Source organism: Mesorhizobium sp. P5_C1, assembly GCF_054049815.1.
In genome coordinates this window covers 1-15,800 of sequence record NZ_JBFULQ010000096.1, presented here as the reverse complement: position 1 = coordinate 15,800, position 15,800 = coordinate 1, and the positions used below count along the sequence as shown (strand labels likewise).

Here is a 15,800-nt window from a genome sequence, read left to right as displayed (position 1 = left end):
TGGCGATACGATGCGCCATGTCATCGGCGGCCGGCCGGAAGGCTGGAACTATGGTGCCGGCCAGACGCAAGGCTGGGGCGGCATCGATATTGGCCTTTCCGAATGTCTGACGCGCACGGCGCCACTGTTCCAGGTCGAAGCCAAGGACACCGAGCCGCTGCCGAACCTTGCCAAAAGCTGGGATTGGTCGAAGGACGGGCACAAGCTGACCATGCATCTGATCGAGGGCGCCAAATGGTCTGATGGCGTGGCCTTCAACGCCGACGACGTCATGTTCTATTGGGATGACGAGGTGGTCGACCCGAACGTCTCGCCGCTCAATGGCGCGACGCCGGAAACCTTCGGCGTCGGCACGACGCTGAAGAAAATCGACGACTACACTGTCGAGTGGACCTTCAAGGACGCCTTTCCGAAACAGTACCTCTACGCCATGGCCTATGGTACCTTCTGCCCCGGCCCCGCGCACATATTGAAGCCGCAGCATCCGAAATATTCGAAGAACACCTACGACCAGTTCAAGAACGCCTTTCCGCCGGAATATATGAACATGCCGGTGATGGGCGCCTGGGTGCCGGTCGAATACCGGCCGGACGACATTATCGTCATGCGCCGCAACCCCTACTACTGGAAGGTCGACGAAAAGGGCAACCAGCTGCCCTATCTCAACGAACTGCAGTACAAGCTGTCGACCTGGGCCGACCGCGACGTCCAGGCGGTCGCCGGCTCGGGCGACTTCTCCAACCTCGAGCAGCCAGAAAACTTTGTCGCCTCGCTCAAGCGCGCCGCTGAAGCCAACGCGCCGGCACGGCTCGCCTTTGGTCCACGCCTCATCGGCTACAATCTGCGCCTGAACTTTTCCGCCAATGGCTGGGGCAACCCGGACGAGCGCAGCCAGGCAGTCCGTGAGCTGAACCGCAATGAGGACTTCCGCAAGGCTGTCACCATGGCACTCGACCGCAAGGCACTGGGCGACTCCCTGGTCAAGGGGCCGTTCACCGCCATCTATCCCGGCGGCTTCTCCTCGGGCACAAGCTTCTATGACCGCAAGTCCACCGTCTACTATCCATTCGACCTCGCGGGCGCCAAGGCCGAACTCGCCAAGGCCGGCCTCAAGGATACCGACGGCGACGGTTTCGTGAACTTCCCGGCGGGCACTGCCGGCGGTAAGAACGTCGAGATCGTGATGCTGGTCAACAACGACTACGGCACCGACAAAAGTCTTGCCGAAGGTGTCGTCGCGCAAATGGAAAAGCTGGGCTTGAGGGTCGTGCTGAACGGCCTCAACGGTACCCAGCGCGACGCCTCGCAGTATTCCGGCCGTTTCGACTGGTTGATCCGGCGCAACGACCAGGAACTGACCTCGGTTGTGCAGAACACCGAACAGCTTGCGCCTGTCGGCCCGAAAACCAGCTGGAATCACCGTGCGCCGGAAAGCGGCGAGGTCGACCTGATGCCTTTCGAAAAAGACCTCGTCGACATCGTCAACAAGTTCGTCGCGTCAGAGGACAACGACAAGCGCGCCAGCCTGATGAAAGAGTTCCAGAAGATCTCGACCGAACACGTCTACAATGTCGGCCTGACGGAATATCCCGGGGCGCTGATCGTCAACAAGCGCTTCTCGAACATTCCGCAGGGCACACCGATCTTCATGTTCAACTGGGCCGAGGATTCGATCGTCCGAGAACGCGTCTTCGTCGCGGCCGACAAGCAGGCGAAATACGAATTGTTCCCGCAGGAACTCCCGGGCAAGCCCGGAGACAAGGGTCCGATGTAAGTTTACCTCCCCTGACCAAGAGAGACCCGGCCGCGCCGCTGGCGCGGCCGGGGCGAACCAACCCTCCGAACGACCCTCAATGGGAGCGTCCGGCGAAATGAGGAAGCCGACCGTCCATGCTGCGATTCCTGCTTATGCGCATAGCGTCGGCAATACCGGTCCTCGCAATCTTGAGCCTCGTCACCTTCGCCATCATCCAGGCGCCACCTGGTGACTATGCCGACTACATCCGTTCGCAGCTGATCAACCAGGGCGGCGCGTCCTTCGCGGAGGCCGATGCGCAGGCCCAGGCCTACCGCGTCGACCACGGCCTCGATAAGCCGCTGCCCGTCCAGTATCTCAACTGGATCGGCGGAATCATTACTCGCGGCGATTTCGGCTACAGCCTCTACTACAACAAGCCGGTGGCCGATGTCGTCGGCGAGCGCCTGCCGAGAACGCTGCTCCTGGCGCTGGTCTGCCATCTGCTCGCCTCGGTGCTGGGCATCACGTTCGGCATATGGGCGGCGACAAGGCAATACACGTGGATCGACTCGACGCTCTCGGCCATCGCCTTCCTCGGCATGACCGTGCCGCGCTTCCTGATGGCGCTGATCATCGTCTATCTCCTCGTCTTCCAGTTCAACCTGTCGGAGATCGGCTCATTCTTCTCGCCGCAATATGGCGGCGCGCCATGGTCTTGGGCGAAGTTCGTCGACCTGGTCAAGCATGTCTGGCCGGTGGTGGCGATCGCCACTTTCGGCGGCCTCGCCTACAATATGCGCGTCATGCGCGGCAATCTGCTGGATACGCTTAACGCGCAATATGTCGAGACGGCGAGAGCCAAGGGCCTGACCGGTAGCGCCGTCGTCATGCGGCACGCCGTGCCCAATGCGCTGCATCCACTCGTCATGTATCAGGGTGTGGTGTTGCCCTACATGCTCACCGGCGAGATCGAGACGGCGATCATCTTCGCGCTGCCGACCGTCGGCCCGGCGATCGTCGGTTCGATGGCGGTCGGTGATGTCTATGTCACTGCCACCTTCATGATGGTGCTGTCGGCGACACTGATCGTCGGCAACATCATCGCCGACATGCTGCTCGTCCTGCTCGACCCGCGCATCCGCCAATACGGAGAGAGCTAGATGCTGGCCCGCGATCCATCACCTCCACCGCTGCCGGCGGAAGGACCTATCGTCGCCAAACCTGCGCGCGGCAATGAGAGCTATATCGCGCTCGTCTGGCGTCGGTTGAAGCGCTCCTGGACCGGCATGGCCGGGCTTGGGCTCGTCGTTCTGTTGCTGGTGATGGCCGTGTTCGCCGAATTCCTGGCGCCGATGGACCCGAAGGCGACCGATGTCGGCTTCGCTCCGCCGCAAATGCCCTCCTTCCACGACAAGGACGGCAATTTCGTCGCGCGGCCACGGGTCTATGCGCTGGCCGATTCGGCCGACCTCGATCCGGTCACCTTCCAGCCCGTCGTCGGCCCCGACTACGACCATCCGAGACTGCTTGGCTTCTTTGTCGAAGGCGCGCCCTACAAGCTCTTCGGGCTGGTCCCGGCGGGCCGGCATTTCTTCGCCTCGATGGACGGCCAGCCGGTGCATTTCCTCGGTACCGACAAGTTCGGCCGCGATATCCTGTCGCGCGCCATACATGGTTCGCGCGTCTCGCTGATGATCGCGCTGACGGTCGTCTTCATCATCACCGTCATCGGCACCACCGTGGGCATGGTTTCCGGCTATTTCGGCGGCCGGTTCGATATCTGGATGCAGCGCTTCGTCGAACTGGTGCTCGCCTTCCCGCAGCTGCCGCTCTATCTTGCGCTGACGACGCTGATCCCCGTCACCGCGCCGACCAATGTCTTCCTCGCCTTTGTCATTGTCGTCATGTCGGCGCTGGGCTGGGCGCAGATGTCGCGCGAGGTGCGTGGCAAGACGTTGGCGCTGGCGCGCATCGAGTATGTGCGCGCCGCAATGGCGGTCGGCGCCACCGACCGGCGCATCATCCTGCAGCACATCTTGCCCAATGTGATGAGCCACGTGATTGTCGCCGTCACCTTGGCGATCCCGACGGTGGTGCTGCTCGAATGCTTCCTCGGGTTCCTCGGCTTTGCGGTCAAGCCTCCGCTGATCTCGTGGGGCCTGATGCTGCAGGACACCGCGACCTATTCCGTTATCGGCACCTATCCCTGGATCCTGTCGCCGGTCGGTTTCGTGCTCGTCACCGTTTTTGCCTTCAACGCGCTGGGCGACGGCCTGCGCGATGCCGTCGATCCGTATTGAGGTGGCTGGGATGACCGTCGCACTCGCCGAATCCTTCGCCCCCACCGTTCGTCATGACCATGACGGGCGCCAGGACCAGCCCATCATCGACGCCCGCAACATCGAGGTCGCCTTCAAGGTCGAGCACGGCGTTGTCGAAGCGGTCAAAGACATCTCGTTCCAGCTCTATCGCGGCGAGACGATCGCCATCGTCGGCGAATCCGGTTCGGGCAAGTCGGTGACGGCGCGCGCCGTCATGGGGCTGCTGTCGCGCCGGGCCGCCGTGTCGCCGAAATCGAGCATCTGTTACGATGGCCAGGACATCCTGAAATTCCCCGAGAGCGAGCGGCGCAAGCTGCGCGGCAACCGCATCTCGATGATCTTCCAGGAGCCGATGAGCTCGCTCAACCCGATCTATACGGTCGGCAGCCAGATCGTCGAGGCGATCCGGGTGCACCGCAAGGTGAGCCGCAGGCAGGCCTGGGCACGGGCGCTCGAACTCTTGCGGCATGTCCAGATCCCCGAGCCGGAGGCGCGGCTCAAACAGTATCCGCACCAGCTTTCGGGCGGTCAGCGGCAGCGCGTAATGATCGCCATGGCGCTGGCCAACGATCCTGACGTGTTGATTGCCGATGAGCCGACCACCGCGCTCGACGTCACCGTCCAGGCGCAAATCCTGAACCTGATCCGCAATCTGCAAAAAGAACTGCGGATGGCGGTGATCCTGATCACTCACGATCTCACCGTGGTGCGCAAATTCTCCGACTATGTCTACGTCATGCAGCATGGCGCGATGTGCGAGCACAACGTCACCGAACGGCTGTTTGCGGACCCACAGCATCCCTACACGCAGAGGCTGCTCGCCGCGGAGCCGCGCGGGCGTCCGCAACCGCTTCCCGAGGGCAGCGGCGCCATCCTCGAAGCGAATGATGTGCGCGTCTGCTTCATGCTGCGTCACGGCAGTTTCCTGAGGCCGGACTGGCGCGAGCTGGTCGCCGTCGACGATCTCGGCCTCAAGCTTTGCCGCCATGAGACGCTGGGGCTTGTCGGCGAATCAGGTTCCGGCAAGACCACATTCGGCCAGGCGCTGCTGAGATTGATCGACACCAAGCGCGGCGAAATCCGTTTCGACGGCCAACCGATCCAGGGCCTGTCACGCAACGAGATGCGGCCACTGCGCGCGCGCATGCAGATCGTTTTCCAGGATCCTTTCTCTTCGCTCAATCCGCGCATGACGATCGGCCAGATCATCGAGGAAGGGCTGGTCGTCAACAGCATAGGCGCGACGCGGGCCGAGCGGGTCGACCGGGTGCGCGAGGCGCTGGTCAGTGCCGGCATGCCGGGCGATATCCTGTCGCGTTTCCCGCACGAATTCTCGGGCGGTCAGCGCCAGCGCGTCGCGATCGCCCGCGCCATCGCGCTCGAGCCCGAATTCATCCTGCTCGACGAGCCCACCTCGGCGCTGGACCTCTCCGTCCAGGCGCAGATCATCGACCTCCTGCGCAAGCTGCAGGACGAGCGGGGCTTGAGCTACCTGTTCATCTCGCACGACCTCAAGGTGGTGCGCGCGCTGTGCCACCGCGTCATCGTCATGCAGCACGGCAAGATCGTCGAACAGGGCCCCGTCGACGAGGTCCTCACCAATCCCAAGACCGCCTACACCGAACGGCTCGTCAGGGCCGCTTTCGATGTGGCTTGAACATATGCCGGAGGTTAGCGTGGCAAGAAATCCCAAGATCACATTCATCGGCGCCGGCTCGACGGTGTTCATGAAGAACATTGTCGGCGACGTGCTGCAGCGGCCGTCGCTTTCGGGCGCGACGATCGCGCTGATGGACATCAATCCGCAGCGGCTCGAAGAGAGCGCGATCGTCGTCAACAAGCTGATCGCGACGCTCGGCGTCAAGGCGAAGGCAGAGACGCATTCCGACCAGCGCAAGGCACTGGCGGGCGCCGACTTCGTCGTCGTCGCCTTCCAGATCGGCGGCTATGAGCCCTGCACGGTCACCGACTTCGAAGTGCCGAAGAAATACGGCCTGCGCCAGACGATCGCCGACACGCTCGGCGTCGGCGGCATCATGCGCGGCTTGAGGACCGTGCCGCATCTGTGGAAGATCTGCGAGGACATGCTCGCCGTCTGCCCGCAGGCAATCATGCTGCAATACGTCAACCCGATGGCGATCAACACCTGGGCGATATCAGAGAAATATCCTGAGATCAGGCAGGTCGGCCTCTGCCATTCGGTGCAGGGCACGGCAATGGAGCTGGCGCACGATCTCGACCTTCCCTACGAAGAGATCCGCTATCGCTCGGCCGGCATCAACCACATGGCCTTTTATCTGAAATTCGAGCATCGCCAGCCCGACGGTTCCTACCGCGACCTCTATCCCGATCTCGTGCGCGCCTATCGCGAAGGCCGCGCGCCCAAGCCCGGCTGGAATCCGCGCTGCCCCAACAAGGTGCGCTACGAGATGCTGACGCGGCTAGGCTATTTCGTCACCGAAAGCTCGGAGCATTTCGCCGAATACACGCCCTATTTCATCAAGGAAGGCCGCCCCGATTTGATCGAGAAATACGGCATTCCGCTCGACGAATATCCCAAACGCTGCATCGAGCAGATCGAGCGCTGGAAAGACCAGGCGCAGGCCTACCGCTCGGCCCAACGCATCGAGGTCGAGGAGTCGAAGGAGTATGCCTCGTCGATCATGAACTCGGTGTGGACGGGCGAACCCTCGGTGATCTACGGCAATGTCCGCAACAATGGCTGCATCACTTCGCTCCCCCGCGATTGCGCCGCCGAAGTGCCGTGCCTGGTCGACGCCTCCGGCATCCAGCCGACTTACATCGGCGACCTGCCGACGCAATTGACGGCGCTGATCCGCACCAACATCAACGTGCAGGAACTGACGGTGCGGGCGCTGATGAGCGAGAACCGCGAGCACATCTACCATGCGGCGATGATGGATCCGCACACCGCAGCCGAGCTCGATCTCGACCAGATCTGGTCACTGGTCGATGATCTCCTCGCCGCCCACGGCGACTGGCTGCCGGCCTGGGCGCGTGTGGGGCGCAAGAACGAGGCCGCCTGAACGCACGGGTCTCACTTCGGCTCGTCGGCGTCCGTTTCTTCCTCGTCGTCGCGGGCGGAGATGACATAGGCGCCCTTCAGCCAGCGGTTGAGGTCGATGTCCTTGCAGCGCGTCGAGCAGAACGGATAGGTTTCGCGCGCCGAGGGCTTGCCGCATTCGGGGCAGGGGCGCTTTGGCCGCAGCGGCGTGACCTTGTCGTCCAGGCTCACAGCCGGGCTCCCACCTGCCAGCCGCGATGCACCTTGAAGCCTTCGCCGGAAAGCAGCGCCACCGTCTCATAGAGCGGCAGGCCGACGATGTTGGTGTAGGAGCCGACCAGCTTGACGACGAAGGCGCCGGCGAGACCCTGGACGGCATAGCCGCCGGCCTTGCCGCGCCATTCACCCGAGGCCACGTAGGCGTCGATTTCCTCGCGCGGCAGCCGCTTGAAGCGCACCCGCGTCTCGACCAGTCGCTGGCGCAATTTGCCGCCCGGCGTGATCAGGCAGATGCCGGAATAGACCCGGTGCGAACGGCCCGACAGCAGCCCGAGGCAATTGGCGGCGTCGTCGAGGGTTTCAGCCTTGGGCAGGATGCGCCGCCCGACGGCGACCACCGTATCGGCGGCCAGCACGAAGCCAGGCGCATAGTCGGCCTCGGCCGTCAGCGAGGCGAACGCCTTCTCGGCCTTTTCCTTCGACAGCCGCTTGGCCAGAGAGCGCGGGTGCTCGGCGCGCAGCGGCGTCTCGTCGACATCGGCCGGCAGCACGCGGTCCGGCTCGATGCCGGCCTGCTGCAAGAGCTCGATCCGGCGCGGCGAACCCGAGGCAAGCACCAGCTTCTGCAAAATGCTCATCGCGGACCAGTCGGGCTTTGCTTACTTGAAACGATAGGTGATGCGGCCCTTGGTCAGGTCGTATGGCGTCATCTCGACCAGAACCTTGTCGCCGGTCAGCACGCGGATGCGGTTCTTGCGCATGCGGCCGGCTGTATGGGCGATGATCTCGTGTTCGTTTTCGAGTTTCACCCTGAACATCGCGTTGGGCAACAATTCCGTCACGACACCCGGAAACTCGAGGACTTCTTCCTTCGGCATTCGATACCTTTGCTTGGATGGTAGTTCCAGCGCCCTGGCCGGAATTTCGGCGGAACCTATATGATAAACGCCCGCTTGTGAACACGCTTAATCCGTCTCGGTTTTTGCTTCTGGAAGCAAAAAACGCCGACCTATGCGCGCTTTCAGCCGCTCGCGTACGTCGCGATAGCTGGCCATGATCTGCTCGCGCGTGCCGGCGGCGTCGGTCGGGTCCGGCGTCGGCCAGTATTCGACCTCTACGGCGAGCGAGCGGGTGAGTTCGAGTGCGGCATGGTGCGCTTCTGGCGCCAGCGTGACGATGAGGTCGAAATAGTCGTCTTCGAGATCGTCCATCGTCCTTGGGTGACGCTCGCCCAGCGACAGTCCTTCCTCGGCCAGCACCGCATCGACGAACGGATCGCGCTCGCCGGCGCGAACGCCGGCCGAGGCGACGAAGACAGTGGCCGGCAGCGCCCGCCGCGCCAGCTGTTCGGCCATTGGCGAGCGCACGGCGTTCATGCCGCACAGGAACAGGATCGAGCGGGGCAGGGCAGCCAGGGCTAGCCCCGCCAGTGCAGCACGCAGACCAGCGTGAACAGCCGGCGCGCCGTATCGAAATCGATGTCGATCTTGCCGGCCAGCCGGTCCATCAGCGTTTGCGAGCCCTCATTGTGCAGACCGCGGCGGCCCATATCGATCGCCTCGATATGGCTCGGCGTCGAGGAGCGGATGGCGTCGTAATAGCTTTCGCAGATCATGTAGTAATCCTTGACGATGCGCCTGAGCGGCGTCAGCGACAGGATGTGGGTGACGACGGCAGCCCCGTCCTCGCGCGCCACGGCAAAGACCAGGCGCTGCTCGGCCAGTGACAGTTTCAGCCGGTAGGGGCCGGCGCCGTTGTCATTGACGGGTTGAAAACTGTTCTCCTCGATCAGGTCGAAGATCGCCACCGCACGCTCATGCTCGACATCGGGCGTCGAACGGCCGATCGATTCATCGAGTTCGACATCGATCAGCCTGGCGCGGGTTTGATCGGAGTCCGACATCGCGGCCTACATGTTCAGTCGTATGGCGACGGAGCGGCCGTGCGCATCGAGGCCTTCCGCCTTGGCGAGCGCAATCGCCGCCGGCGCCAAAATCCGCAACTGCTCCGGTCCGAGCTTCAGGATCGAGGTGCGCTTGACGAAGTCGAGCACGGACAAGCCCGACGAGAAGCGCGCCGAGCGTGCCGTCGGCAGCACGTGGTTGGAGCCGCCGACATAGTCGCCGATGGCCTCCGGCGTGTGGCGGCCGAGAAACACGGCACCGGCATTGCGCATCCGCGCCAGAAACCCTTCGGCATCGTCTATGGCAAGTTCGACATGTTCTGCGGCGATGCGGTCGACCAGCGGCAGCGCGGCGTCGATCGTGACGACCTCGACCACCGCGCCGAAATCGCGCCAGCTCGCCGCTGCCGTCTCGGCGCGCGGCAGGCTCTGCAACTGGCGTTCCACGGCCTTTTCGACGGCACGACCGAAGGCCGGATCGTCGGTGACCAGGATCGACTGCGCCGACGCATCGTGCTCGGCCTGGGCTAGCAGGTCGGCGGCGATCCAGTCCGGATCGTTGCTGCCGTCGGCCACGACGAGCACTTCCGAGGGCCCGGCGATCATGTCGATGCCGACGGTGCCGAACACCTGGCGCTTGGCCGCCGCCACATAGGCATTGCCGGGTCCGACGATCTTGGCCACCGGCTTGATCGTTTCGGTGCCGTAGGCAAGCGCGGCGATCGCCTGCGCGCCGCCGACACGATAAATTTCCGACACGCCAGCGATATCAGCCGCCACCAGCACCAGCGGATTGATGATGCCGCCAGGCGCCGGCACGACCATGACGATGCGTTCGACGCCCGCCACCCCAGCCGGTATGGCGTTCATCAGCACCGAGCTTGGATAGCTCGCGGTGCCGCCCGGTACATAGAGCCCGACTGCCTCGATCGCCGTCCAGCGCGAGCCGAGCTCGACGCCGGCGGCGTCCGTATAGCGATCATCCCTGGGCCGCTGTCGCTCATGATGCGTGCGGATGCGGTCGCGCGCGAATTCCAGCGCCTCTATCGTCTTGGGGTCGGCGGCCTTGTAAGCCCGGGCGATATCGTCCTTCGAAACGGCAATGCCGAGGCTTCCGAGGTCGGCGTGGTCGAATTTCTTGGTGTAGTCGATCAGCGCCGCGTCGCCCTCGGCGCGCACGCGCGCGATGATGTCGCGCACCGCGGCATCGACATCGGCCGACACCTCTCGCTTGGTCAAAAGGAAGGCGGCGAAACGCTGCTCGAAATCGGCATCGGACTGACGAAGCGTGATGGCCATCGGACGCTCAAGCCTTGTGCACGGGACGCGAGGTGGCTTCCCACGCGCCGCCGATGTCGGCAAGGCGGGCCTCGATGCACTCGACATCGAGCATGATGGTGCCGCCGCCCGAAAAGATCAGCTCGACGATACCGGCCGGCTTGCTGATCTCGATGAAACTGACCGCCAAAAGCGACAGGACCTCGGCCGGCTTGTCTCGAGCAATGCCATTGGTCTTGGCGCCGAGCACGCGGTCGAAATGCAGCACGGCCTGCCGCCGCTCATTGTGCTGGCGAAACAGGCTGGATTTGGCCTCCCAGACAAAGCGGTTCATGGTCAGCACGAAACGCTTGGCCGAAGGCAGAAACTCGAGGTCCGAGACCTTCATCACGGCATCCTGGACATGGGCCGAAACGATGCTCAGATCCTGGTCGTCGAGTGCGATAAGCTTAAGGGCGGTCATGCGGATTTCGCACCTGAAGGTTGATTGTTCAGCCTTCTGTTAGAGCATGATCCCGAAAAGTGGAAACCGGTTTTCGCAAAAGATCATGCTCAGACAGGAATCTGGAGCCTCATCTCGACCTTAATCGAGATGAAACAAGCTCCAGGCGGGTCTTTCCCGTCCGCGCAACCGCGCCGCGAGGCCTGGCGATTGGCCTACGCGGAAATCCTCTCGATCACCGCGCCGCAATTGGAAAGCTTTTCCTCCAGCCGCTCGAAGCCGCGGTCGAGATGGTAGACACGGTTGACCGTGGTCTCGCCTTCGGCTGCCAGGCCTGCGATGACCAGCGACACGGAGGCGCGAAGATCGGTCGCCATAACCGGCGCGCCCTTCAGCTTCGGCACGCCGTCGACGATCGCCGTCTGGCCCGAAAGCGTGATGTGGGCGCCGAGCCGAGCCAGCTCCTGCACATGCATGAAGCGATTTTCGAAGATCGTCTCGGTGATGCGCGACTTGCCCTTGGCCATGGTCATCAGGCCCATGAACTGCGCCTGCAGATCGGTCGGGAAGGCCGGGAATGGCGCCGTCGTCACATCGACCGGCGAAATGCCGGCGCCGTTGCGCCTGACGCGAATGCCGGAATTGGTCGGCGTGATCTCGGCGCCGGTCTGGGCGATCACGTCGAGCGCGGTCTGCAGCAGTTCGGGGCGTGCGCCTTCGAGCACGACGTCGCCGCCGGTCATGGCGACAGCCATGGCATAGGTGCCGGTCTCGATACGGTCGGGGATGACGCGCACGCGGGCGCCCGACAGCGATTCGACGCCATCGATGGTGATGGTTGGCGTGCCGGCGCCGGAAATCTTCGCGCCCATGGCATTGAGGCACTCGGCGAGGTTGACGATCTCGGGCTCGCAGGCGGCGTTTTCAAGCACCGTCTCGCCCTTGGCCAGCGACGCCGCCATCATCAGGACGTGGGTGGCGCCGACCGAGACCTTCGGGAACACGTAGCGGTTGCCGACAAGTCGGCCGTTCCGGGTCTTGGCGATGACGTAGCCGGTGTCGACGTCGATATCGGCGCCCAGCACCTGCAGGCCTTCGAGGAAAAGATCGACCGGGCGCGTGCCGATGGCGCAACCGCCCGGCAGCGACACCTTGGCCTCGCCCATGCGCGCCAGCAGCGGCCCGATCACCCAGAACGACGCGCGCATCTTCGACACCAGCTCGTAGGGGGCCGTGGTGTCGACGATGTTGCGGGCCGAGAAATTGATGGTGCGCGAATAGCCCTCATTCTGCTTTTCGCGGCGGCCATTGACCGAATAGTCGACGCCGTGATTGCCGAGGATGCGGATCAGCTGCTCGACATCGGCCAGATGCGGCACGTTTTCCAGCGTCAGCGTGTCGTCGGTCAGGAGCGAGGCGATCATCAAGGGCAACGCCGCGTTTTTGGCGCCTGAGATCGGAATGCTTCCGGCAAGCTTGTTGCCGCCGACAATTCTGATGCGATCCATGGAAGAACGTCCCTCTCGGCCAAAAAAGCCGGTTCAATCGGTTGAGTATCGGCCCCTCTAGACCATTGGCCGGTCTGGTTCAAGAAATAGGATTTCGCCCGCTCCGGTCCAAGAGTGGCCGATTTGAGTTAATCTTTCTGCATTTCCTTCGCCGAGCCGAGCCCGTCCGGTCGTTGGTCGGCTTCGCCGATACGCCGCGAGCGCGACTGCGCCTTGCGCTTCTGTAGATTGGCGCGCAATTGCTCGGCGAGCCGGTCCTTGCGGTTCGTGCCGCCCTTTTTCAGTGGAATTGTCTTGTCGTTCATTGTCCCGCAACCAACCAGCCCGCTATTCAGGGATAGCCAACATTGTGGCGCCGCCATGTCATGAAAAGCGATCCGGCAAAGGCTTTCACAGAAGCGTTGCACTTGGCCTTGCGCTTGCCGGTTCGATATGGCAGAAGCCCCGCCATCGGCGGCTGCGGTAGCTCAGTGGTAGAGCACTCCCTTGGTAAGGGAGTAACCAAGATGGCACCACGCCACTTTTCCTCGCAGAATCATATCGTTATCACGCCGGTCGTTTTCGGCTGGTGTAAGGTCTTGTTGCCACTTTGGTTGCATCGTCACCATTGGCGGATTTGCGCGGCTTCTTCTTCCCAAACACCTTGTCGATCACGCCGCCGCCCTTCTCGGCGTGTGTGTAGTTTTCCATGAGCAGTTTCTTCGTTTTCCAGCGGCCTTTCGCGGCTGTGGTCGCGACGTCGACGCCGTGCCTGACGATCATTTCGGTTGCGAAACTGTGGCGGCCTGGCTGGTGCGTGCCGAGATAGGGCAGGCCTGCCAGTTTGCAGATGCGTTTTATGTCCCTGTAGACCGACCCGCGACCCATGTAGCCGAACAGCCTGTCATTGGGCTTCTTTGCACCGCGTCCGCTATGGCGCTCACCTGATCGTTTGTGTTTCCATGGGATGCGCAGTTCCCATGCCGCCAATCTTTCCAGTTTCCACTCGCGGAGCTGCTGGATCTCGTAGACCATTTCGATGGTCAGATCGGCGTCGCCATCCTCGCCGTTCTTCATGTCCCGGAAGATGACCTTGCGGTTCACCAGGTCGATATCATGGGAATCGTCTTCGAGGTTGATGGCGTCCGAGACCCTGGCGCCGGTCTGGAAGAGGAACAGCATCAAGGCGCTGAGCCGGGGATCGTCACTGTGCTCACTGAACGTGTCGATGTAGGAGCGATCGACGGCGCGCTTCGGCGCCGCCGTGGGTCGCTTTATGTCGCGATCCTTCTTCGTAAAGCCCTTGATCGCTACCGGATGGCATTTGCCCTCGTCGGCGCTGAAATTGATCACGGCGCGCGTTGGGATGACGACCTGCCGGTTCCATGTCGTGTAAACCGCCGTCGGGTAGAGCACCTTCGCCGCTTCGCGGACGTCGGAACCAGTCATGTCGGAAATCCTGGTTCCCTTGAAATGCTCAAGGAGCCTCGCGATGTAGCTTTCGCTCTTCCCTGCCTCCAGATATCGATCGACCGCTTCGTCGAACGTGAAGCGGTCCTTGGGGTTGAGGTTTAGCTCCTCCCGCGCTTTGCGCTCGCGGGCTTGCCGGAAATCGTCCGCTTTCCTTTCGTCAGTCTCGCCAGTGCTCTCGTGTACGCGCTGCTCGCCTTCCCGCGTGAAGATGGTTCCGGTGAGCCACCAGAAGCGCCCTCGCTTATAGGTCGTGAGCGGCATGACTTACTCCACAAAAACAACTCGTCTATCTGTTTGGGCGAGATCAGCACCTGCTTGTCGACATGGTAGCAGAGGCCGGACTTGATGGCCTTTTCGCGCAACGACCTCGCGGACATACGCAACCCTTTGTCGTGGAAACGCGCCGACCAATAGTCTGGTGACCGCGCCAGCGTCAGCACCTCGGGGAGGTGATCATTGGCGATCATGGTCGAGCAACCAGGTCTGCGAATTGCCCTTAAAGCCGAAGAGGCTGTCGCCGGCCTCGATCACGGCGACAGCCCCATCGCGCACCGCTGCGTGAACGACGTGCTCAGGGACGACCTGGTATGGCCCGTCGAACCACCAACGCCTCTGACCACTGGAGAAGCCGAGGTGCAGGTGATCACCCTTCGCAAGTCGCTCGATGACGGTGCAGACGTTCATGGCGCGGCCTACTGGACCGCGCGCAAGCGAGAGCTGGAGCGGGCTTTGGGCACCGCCCTATGCAGGCCGAGGCCGGTCGATTTCGCCAGCGCCGAGCGCGTGGCCGAGTAATTCGGCGCGACCATCGGATAGTCGGCAGGCAAGCCCCACTTGGCGCGATAGTCGTCGGGGCTCAGGCCGAAGTCGGTCCGCAGGTGCCGCTTCAACGATTTGAATTTCTTCCCGTCTTCCAGGCAGATGATGTGGTCGGGGAATATGGACTTCTTCGGGTTGACGGCCGGCACGTACTGCTCGCGGGGTTGCGCGACCGTGCCGCCGAGCTGGCTCACGGCAGCGTTGACGCTGGCGATCAGCTCCGGCAGTTGGGCGGTCGGCACCGGGTTGTTGCCGACATAGGCCGAGACAATATCGGCCGTCAGCTCGATTAAGCGCAGATCGTTGTTTTCCATGGTAGGTCTCTCCTGTTGCAGTCTCAGTCACCAGAGCCGGGCGGCTCCGATCTTATGCGGTGACCTTGCCGCCCTTCCGGGCGATGGCACGGCACCAACCGCCGCAAAGGCGGGTCTTGTTTGGATCCTCGTGGCAGACGAAAGGCGCGCCGGTGCGCACTGCGCTCTGGTAGTCGCGCCTGGTGTGCAGGCTCACCGAAGCCTCACTGTCTTTTCGCGCCGCGCAGCCGCCGCATACCGCCGGAAGGACTTCCTCGCGCGTGCGGGCAATCGCCCTCCGCTGCTGCCTCGGCATTGCAGGTCGATCGGCTGGCTCGTAGGAAAGGCAGGTGACGCCGGCGCCGGGATCGGAAACCCAGCCACCTTCCGGCCACGCGCCACCATCCTTCATCTCGATCATCGCCTCGACGATCTCGCATTTGGTGTGGTTCGAGCACCACCGGCAGAGCATGTCGTAGCACTCGGCCCACTCGCTCCGACCGGGCTGGTAGGGCTCGCGTTTCATCGTGGCTGTGCTCAAAAACTTCATGTTGCGGTCCGTGGCAGGTTACCAGATCAGTACTACAGCGTAACCATTATGGTTACAAGCGATGCGTGCGAAAATCTGTCGGTTGGAGAGCGGCGGTCTCCTTGGCAGGGCGCTCGCCGATCTCGTCACCGGCAGTCGCGAAAAACTCCATTGCCAGGAACGTCGCCCGTCGGTTTGAGACTAATCTGGGCAGGCATCTACAATACTTGTGGGCGCGAGCAAGTCATCTTCAGGAAGTGAGCTCCATAAATG

The 15,800-nt window shown here is 62.8% G+C and carries 18 protein-coding genes; 5 read left to right on the top strand and 13 right to left on the bottom strand.

From position 1 onward, the window contains the following. The 5 genes from ACXJ7R_RS10835 to melA form a co-directional block, all read left to right on the top strand. Positions 1–1,774, top strand: a 1,774-nt coding sequence (locus ACXJ7R_RS10835; RefSeq protein ID WP_457151827.1) for an ABC transporter substrate-binding protein, incomplete at its 5' end; no start/stop codon positions are given. A gap of 116 nt (positions 1,775–1,890) precedes the next feature. After that, the gene (locus ACXJ7R_RS10830; protein ID WP_457151826.1) at positions 1,891–2,898 is read left to right on the top strand and encodes an ABC transporter permease; all 1,008 of its coding nucleotides are present in this window, start codon (positions 1,891–1,893) and stop codon (positions 2,896–2,898) included. Then, entirely contained in the window at positions 2,899–4,038 is a 1,140-nt protein-coding gene (locus ACXJ7R_RS10825) for an ABC transporter permease (protein WP_457151825.1), read from the top strand. Positions 4,039–4,048: 10 nt separating this feature from the next. After that, on the top strand, positions 4,049–5,716 hold the full coding sequence (locus ACXJ7R_RS10820; RefSeq protein ID WP_457151824.1) for an ABC transporter ATP-binding protein: 1,668 nt from the start codon (positions 4,049–4,051) through the stop codon (positions 5,714–5,716). A gap of 19 nt (positions 5,717–5,735) precedes the next feature. Beyond that, positions 5,736–7,106 carry an alpha-galactosidase gene (gene melA, locus ACXJ7R_RS10815; protein WP_457151823.1) on the top strand — a complete coding sequence of 457 codons (1,371 nt, stop codon included), beginning with the start codon at positions 5,736–5,738 and terminating at the stop codon, positions 7,104–7,106. Positions 7,107–7,117: 11 nt separating this feature from the next. On the opposite strand, the gene yacG is transcribed toward melA, so the two are convergent. The 13 genes from yacG to ACXJ7R_RS10750 all read right to left on the bottom strand — a co-directional run bounded on the left by yacG (position 7,118) and on the right by ACXJ7R_RS10750 (position 15,548). Further along, positions 7,118–7,315, bottom strand: coding sequence for a DNA gyrase inhibitor YacG (gene yacG, locus ACXJ7R_RS10810; RefSeq protein ID WP_095088647.1), 198 nt, complete (start codon positions 7,313–7,315; stop codon positions 7,118–7,120). After that, a complete protein-coding gene (locus ACXJ7R_RS10805; protein WP_457151822.1) occupies positions 7,312–7,941 on the bottom strand; it encodes a Maf-like protein in 630 nt (209 codons plus the stop codon). Before ACXJ7R_RS10805 ends, yacG begins: the two co-directional genes overlap by 4 nt. Positions 7,942–7,962: 21 nt before the next feature. After that, on the bottom strand, positions 7,963–8,181 hold the full coding sequence (gene infA, locus ACXJ7R_RS10800; RefSeq protein ID WP_006200926.1) for a translation initiation factor IF-1: 219 nt from the start codon (positions 8,179–8,181) through the stop codon (positions 7,963–7,965). A gap of 87 nt (positions 8,182–8,268) precedes the next feature. Next, a complete protein-coding gene (locus ACXJ7R_RS10795; RefSeq protein WP_457151828.1) occupies positions 8,269–8,733 on the bottom strand; it encodes an arsenate-mycothiol transferase ArsC in 465 nt (154 codons plus the stop codon). Next, positions 8,721–9,206 (bottom strand): UPF0262 family protein, encoded by a 486-nt coding sequence (locus tag ACXJ7R_RS10790; protein ID WP_457151821.1) that lies wholly within the window; start codon positions 9,204–9,206, stop codon positions 8,721–8,723. Before ACXJ7R_RS10790 ends, ACXJ7R_RS10795 begins: the two co-directional genes overlap by 13 nt. 6 nt (positions 9,207–9,212) lie before the next feature. Further along, positions 9,213–10,505 carry a histidinol dehydrogenase gene (gene hisD, locus ACXJ7R_RS10785; protein ID WP_457151820.1) on the bottom strand — a complete coding sequence of 431 codons (1,293 nt, stop codon included), beginning with the start codon at positions 10,503–10,505 and terminating at the stop codon, positions 9,213–9,215. 7 nt (positions 10,506–10,512) lie between these two features. Further along, a complete protein-coding gene (locus tag ACXJ7R_RS10780; protein ID WP_457151819.1) occupies positions 10,513–10,947 on the bottom strand; it encodes a DUF2948 family protein in 435 nt (144 codons plus the stop codon). Between the two features lie 194 nt (positions 10,948–11,141). Next, positions 11,142–12,434, bottom strand: a complete 1,293-nt coding sequence (gene murA, locus ACXJ7R_RS10775; RefSeq protein ID WP_184872108.1) for a UDP-N-acetylglucosamine 1-carboxyvinyltransferase — start codon at positions 12,432–12,434, stop codon at positions 11,142–11,144. A 128-nt stretch (positions 12,435–12,562) separates the two neighbouring features. Beyond that, the gene (locus ACXJ7R_RS10770; protein WP_457151818.1) at positions 12,563–12,796 is read right to left on the bottom strand and encodes a hypothetical protein; all 234 of its coding nucleotides are present in this window, start codon (positions 12,794–12,796) and stop codon (positions 12,563–12,565) included. Between the two features lie 184 nt (positions 12,797–12,980). Continuing rightward, positions 12,981–14,147 carry a tyrosine-type recombinase/integrase gene (locus tag ACXJ7R_RS10765; protein WP_457151817.1) on the bottom strand — a complete coding sequence of 389 codons (1,167 nt, stop codon included), beginning with the start codon at positions 14,145–14,147 and terminating at the stop codon, positions 12,981–12,983. Between the two features lie 192 nt (positions 14,148–14,339). Next, positions 14,340–14,570 (bottom strand): hypothetical protein, encoded by a 231-nt coding sequence (locus ACXJ7R_RS10760; RefSeq protein WP_457151816.1) that lies wholly within the window; start codon positions 14,568–14,570, stop codon positions 14,340–14,342. 8 nt (positions 14,571–14,578) lie between these two features. Further along, on the bottom strand, positions 14,579–15,019 hold the full coding sequence (locus tag ACXJ7R_RS10755; RefSeq protein WP_457151815.1) for a MucR family transcriptional regulator: 441 nt from the start codon (positions 15,017–15,019) through the stop codon (positions 14,579–14,581). 52 nt (positions 15,020–15,071) lie between these two features. Continuing rightward, positions 15,072–15,548 carry a hypothetical protein gene (locus ACXJ7R_RS10750; RefSeq protein ID WP_457151814.1) on the bottom strand — a complete coding sequence of 159 codons (477 nt, stop codon included), beginning with the start codon at positions 15,546–15,548 and terminating at the stop codon, positions 15,072–15,074. Positions 15,549–15,800: the final 252 nt, after the last annotated feature.

What these genes read in the sequence shown, in the direction of transcription:
- infA (WP_006200926.1), bottom strand. Translation starts at nt 8,181, where the DNA reads ATGCCGAAGGAAGAAGTCCTCGAGTTTCCGGGTGTCGTGACGGAATTG.
- ACXJ7R_RS10780 (WP_457151819.1), bottom strand. Translation starts at nt 10,947, where the DNA reads ATGACCGCCCTTAAGCTTATCGCACTCGACGACCAGGATCTGAGCATC.
- ACXJ7R_RS10805 (WP_457151822.1), bottom strand. Translation starts at nt 7,941, where the DNA reads ATGAGCATTTTGCAGAAGCTGGTGCTTGCCTCGGGTTCGCCGCGCCGG.
- ACXJ7R_RS10760 (WP_457151816.1), bottom strand. Translation starts at nt 14,570, where the DNA reads ATGAACGTCTGCACCGTCATCGAGCGACTTGCGAAGGGTGATCACCTG.
- ACXJ7R_RS10825 (WP_457151825.1), top strand. Translation starts at nt 2,899, where the DNA reads ATGCTGGCCCGCGATCCATCACCTCCACCGCTGCCGGCGGAAGGACCT.
- ACXJ7R_RS10790 (WP_457151821.1), bottom strand. Translation starts at nt 9,206, where the DNA reads ATGTCGGACTCCGATCAAACCCGCGCCAGGCTGATCGATGTCGAACTC.
- ACXJ7R_RS10765 (WP_457151817.1), bottom strand. Translation starts at nt 14,147, where the DNA reads ATGCCGCTCACGACCTATAAGCGAGGGCGCTTCTGGTGGCTCACCGGA.
- hisD (WP_457151820.1), bottom strand. Translation starts at nt 10,505, where the DNA reads ATGGCCATCACGCTTCGTCAGTCCGATGCCGATTTCGAGCAGCGTTTC.
- ACXJ7R_RS10750 (WP_457151814.1), bottom strand. Translation starts at nt 15,548, where the DNA reads ATGAAGTTTTTGAGCACAGCCACGATGAAACGCGAGCCCTACCAGCCC.
- ACXJ7R_RS10770 (WP_457151818.1), bottom strand. Translation starts at nt 12,796, where the DNA reads ATGGCGGCGCCACAATGTTGGCTATCCCTGAATAGCGGGCTGGTTGGT.
- ACXJ7R_RS10755 (WP_457151815.1), bottom strand. Translation starts at nt 15,019, where the DNA reads ATGGAAAACAACGATCTGCGCTTAATCGAGCTGACGGCCGATATTGTC.
- ACXJ7R_RS10830 (WP_457151826.1), top strand. Translation starts at nt 1,891, where the DNA reads ATGCTGCGATTCCTGCTTATGCGCATAGCGTCGGCAATACCGGTCCTC.
- murA (WP_184872108.1), bottom strand. Translation starts at nt 12,434, where the DNA reads ATGGATCGCATCAGAATTGTCGGCGGCAACAAGCTTGCCGGAAGCATT.
- ACXJ7R_RS10820 (WP_457151824.1), top strand. Translation starts at nt 4,049, where the DNA reads ATGACCGTCGCACTCGCCGAATCCTTCGCCCCCACCGTTCGTCATGAC.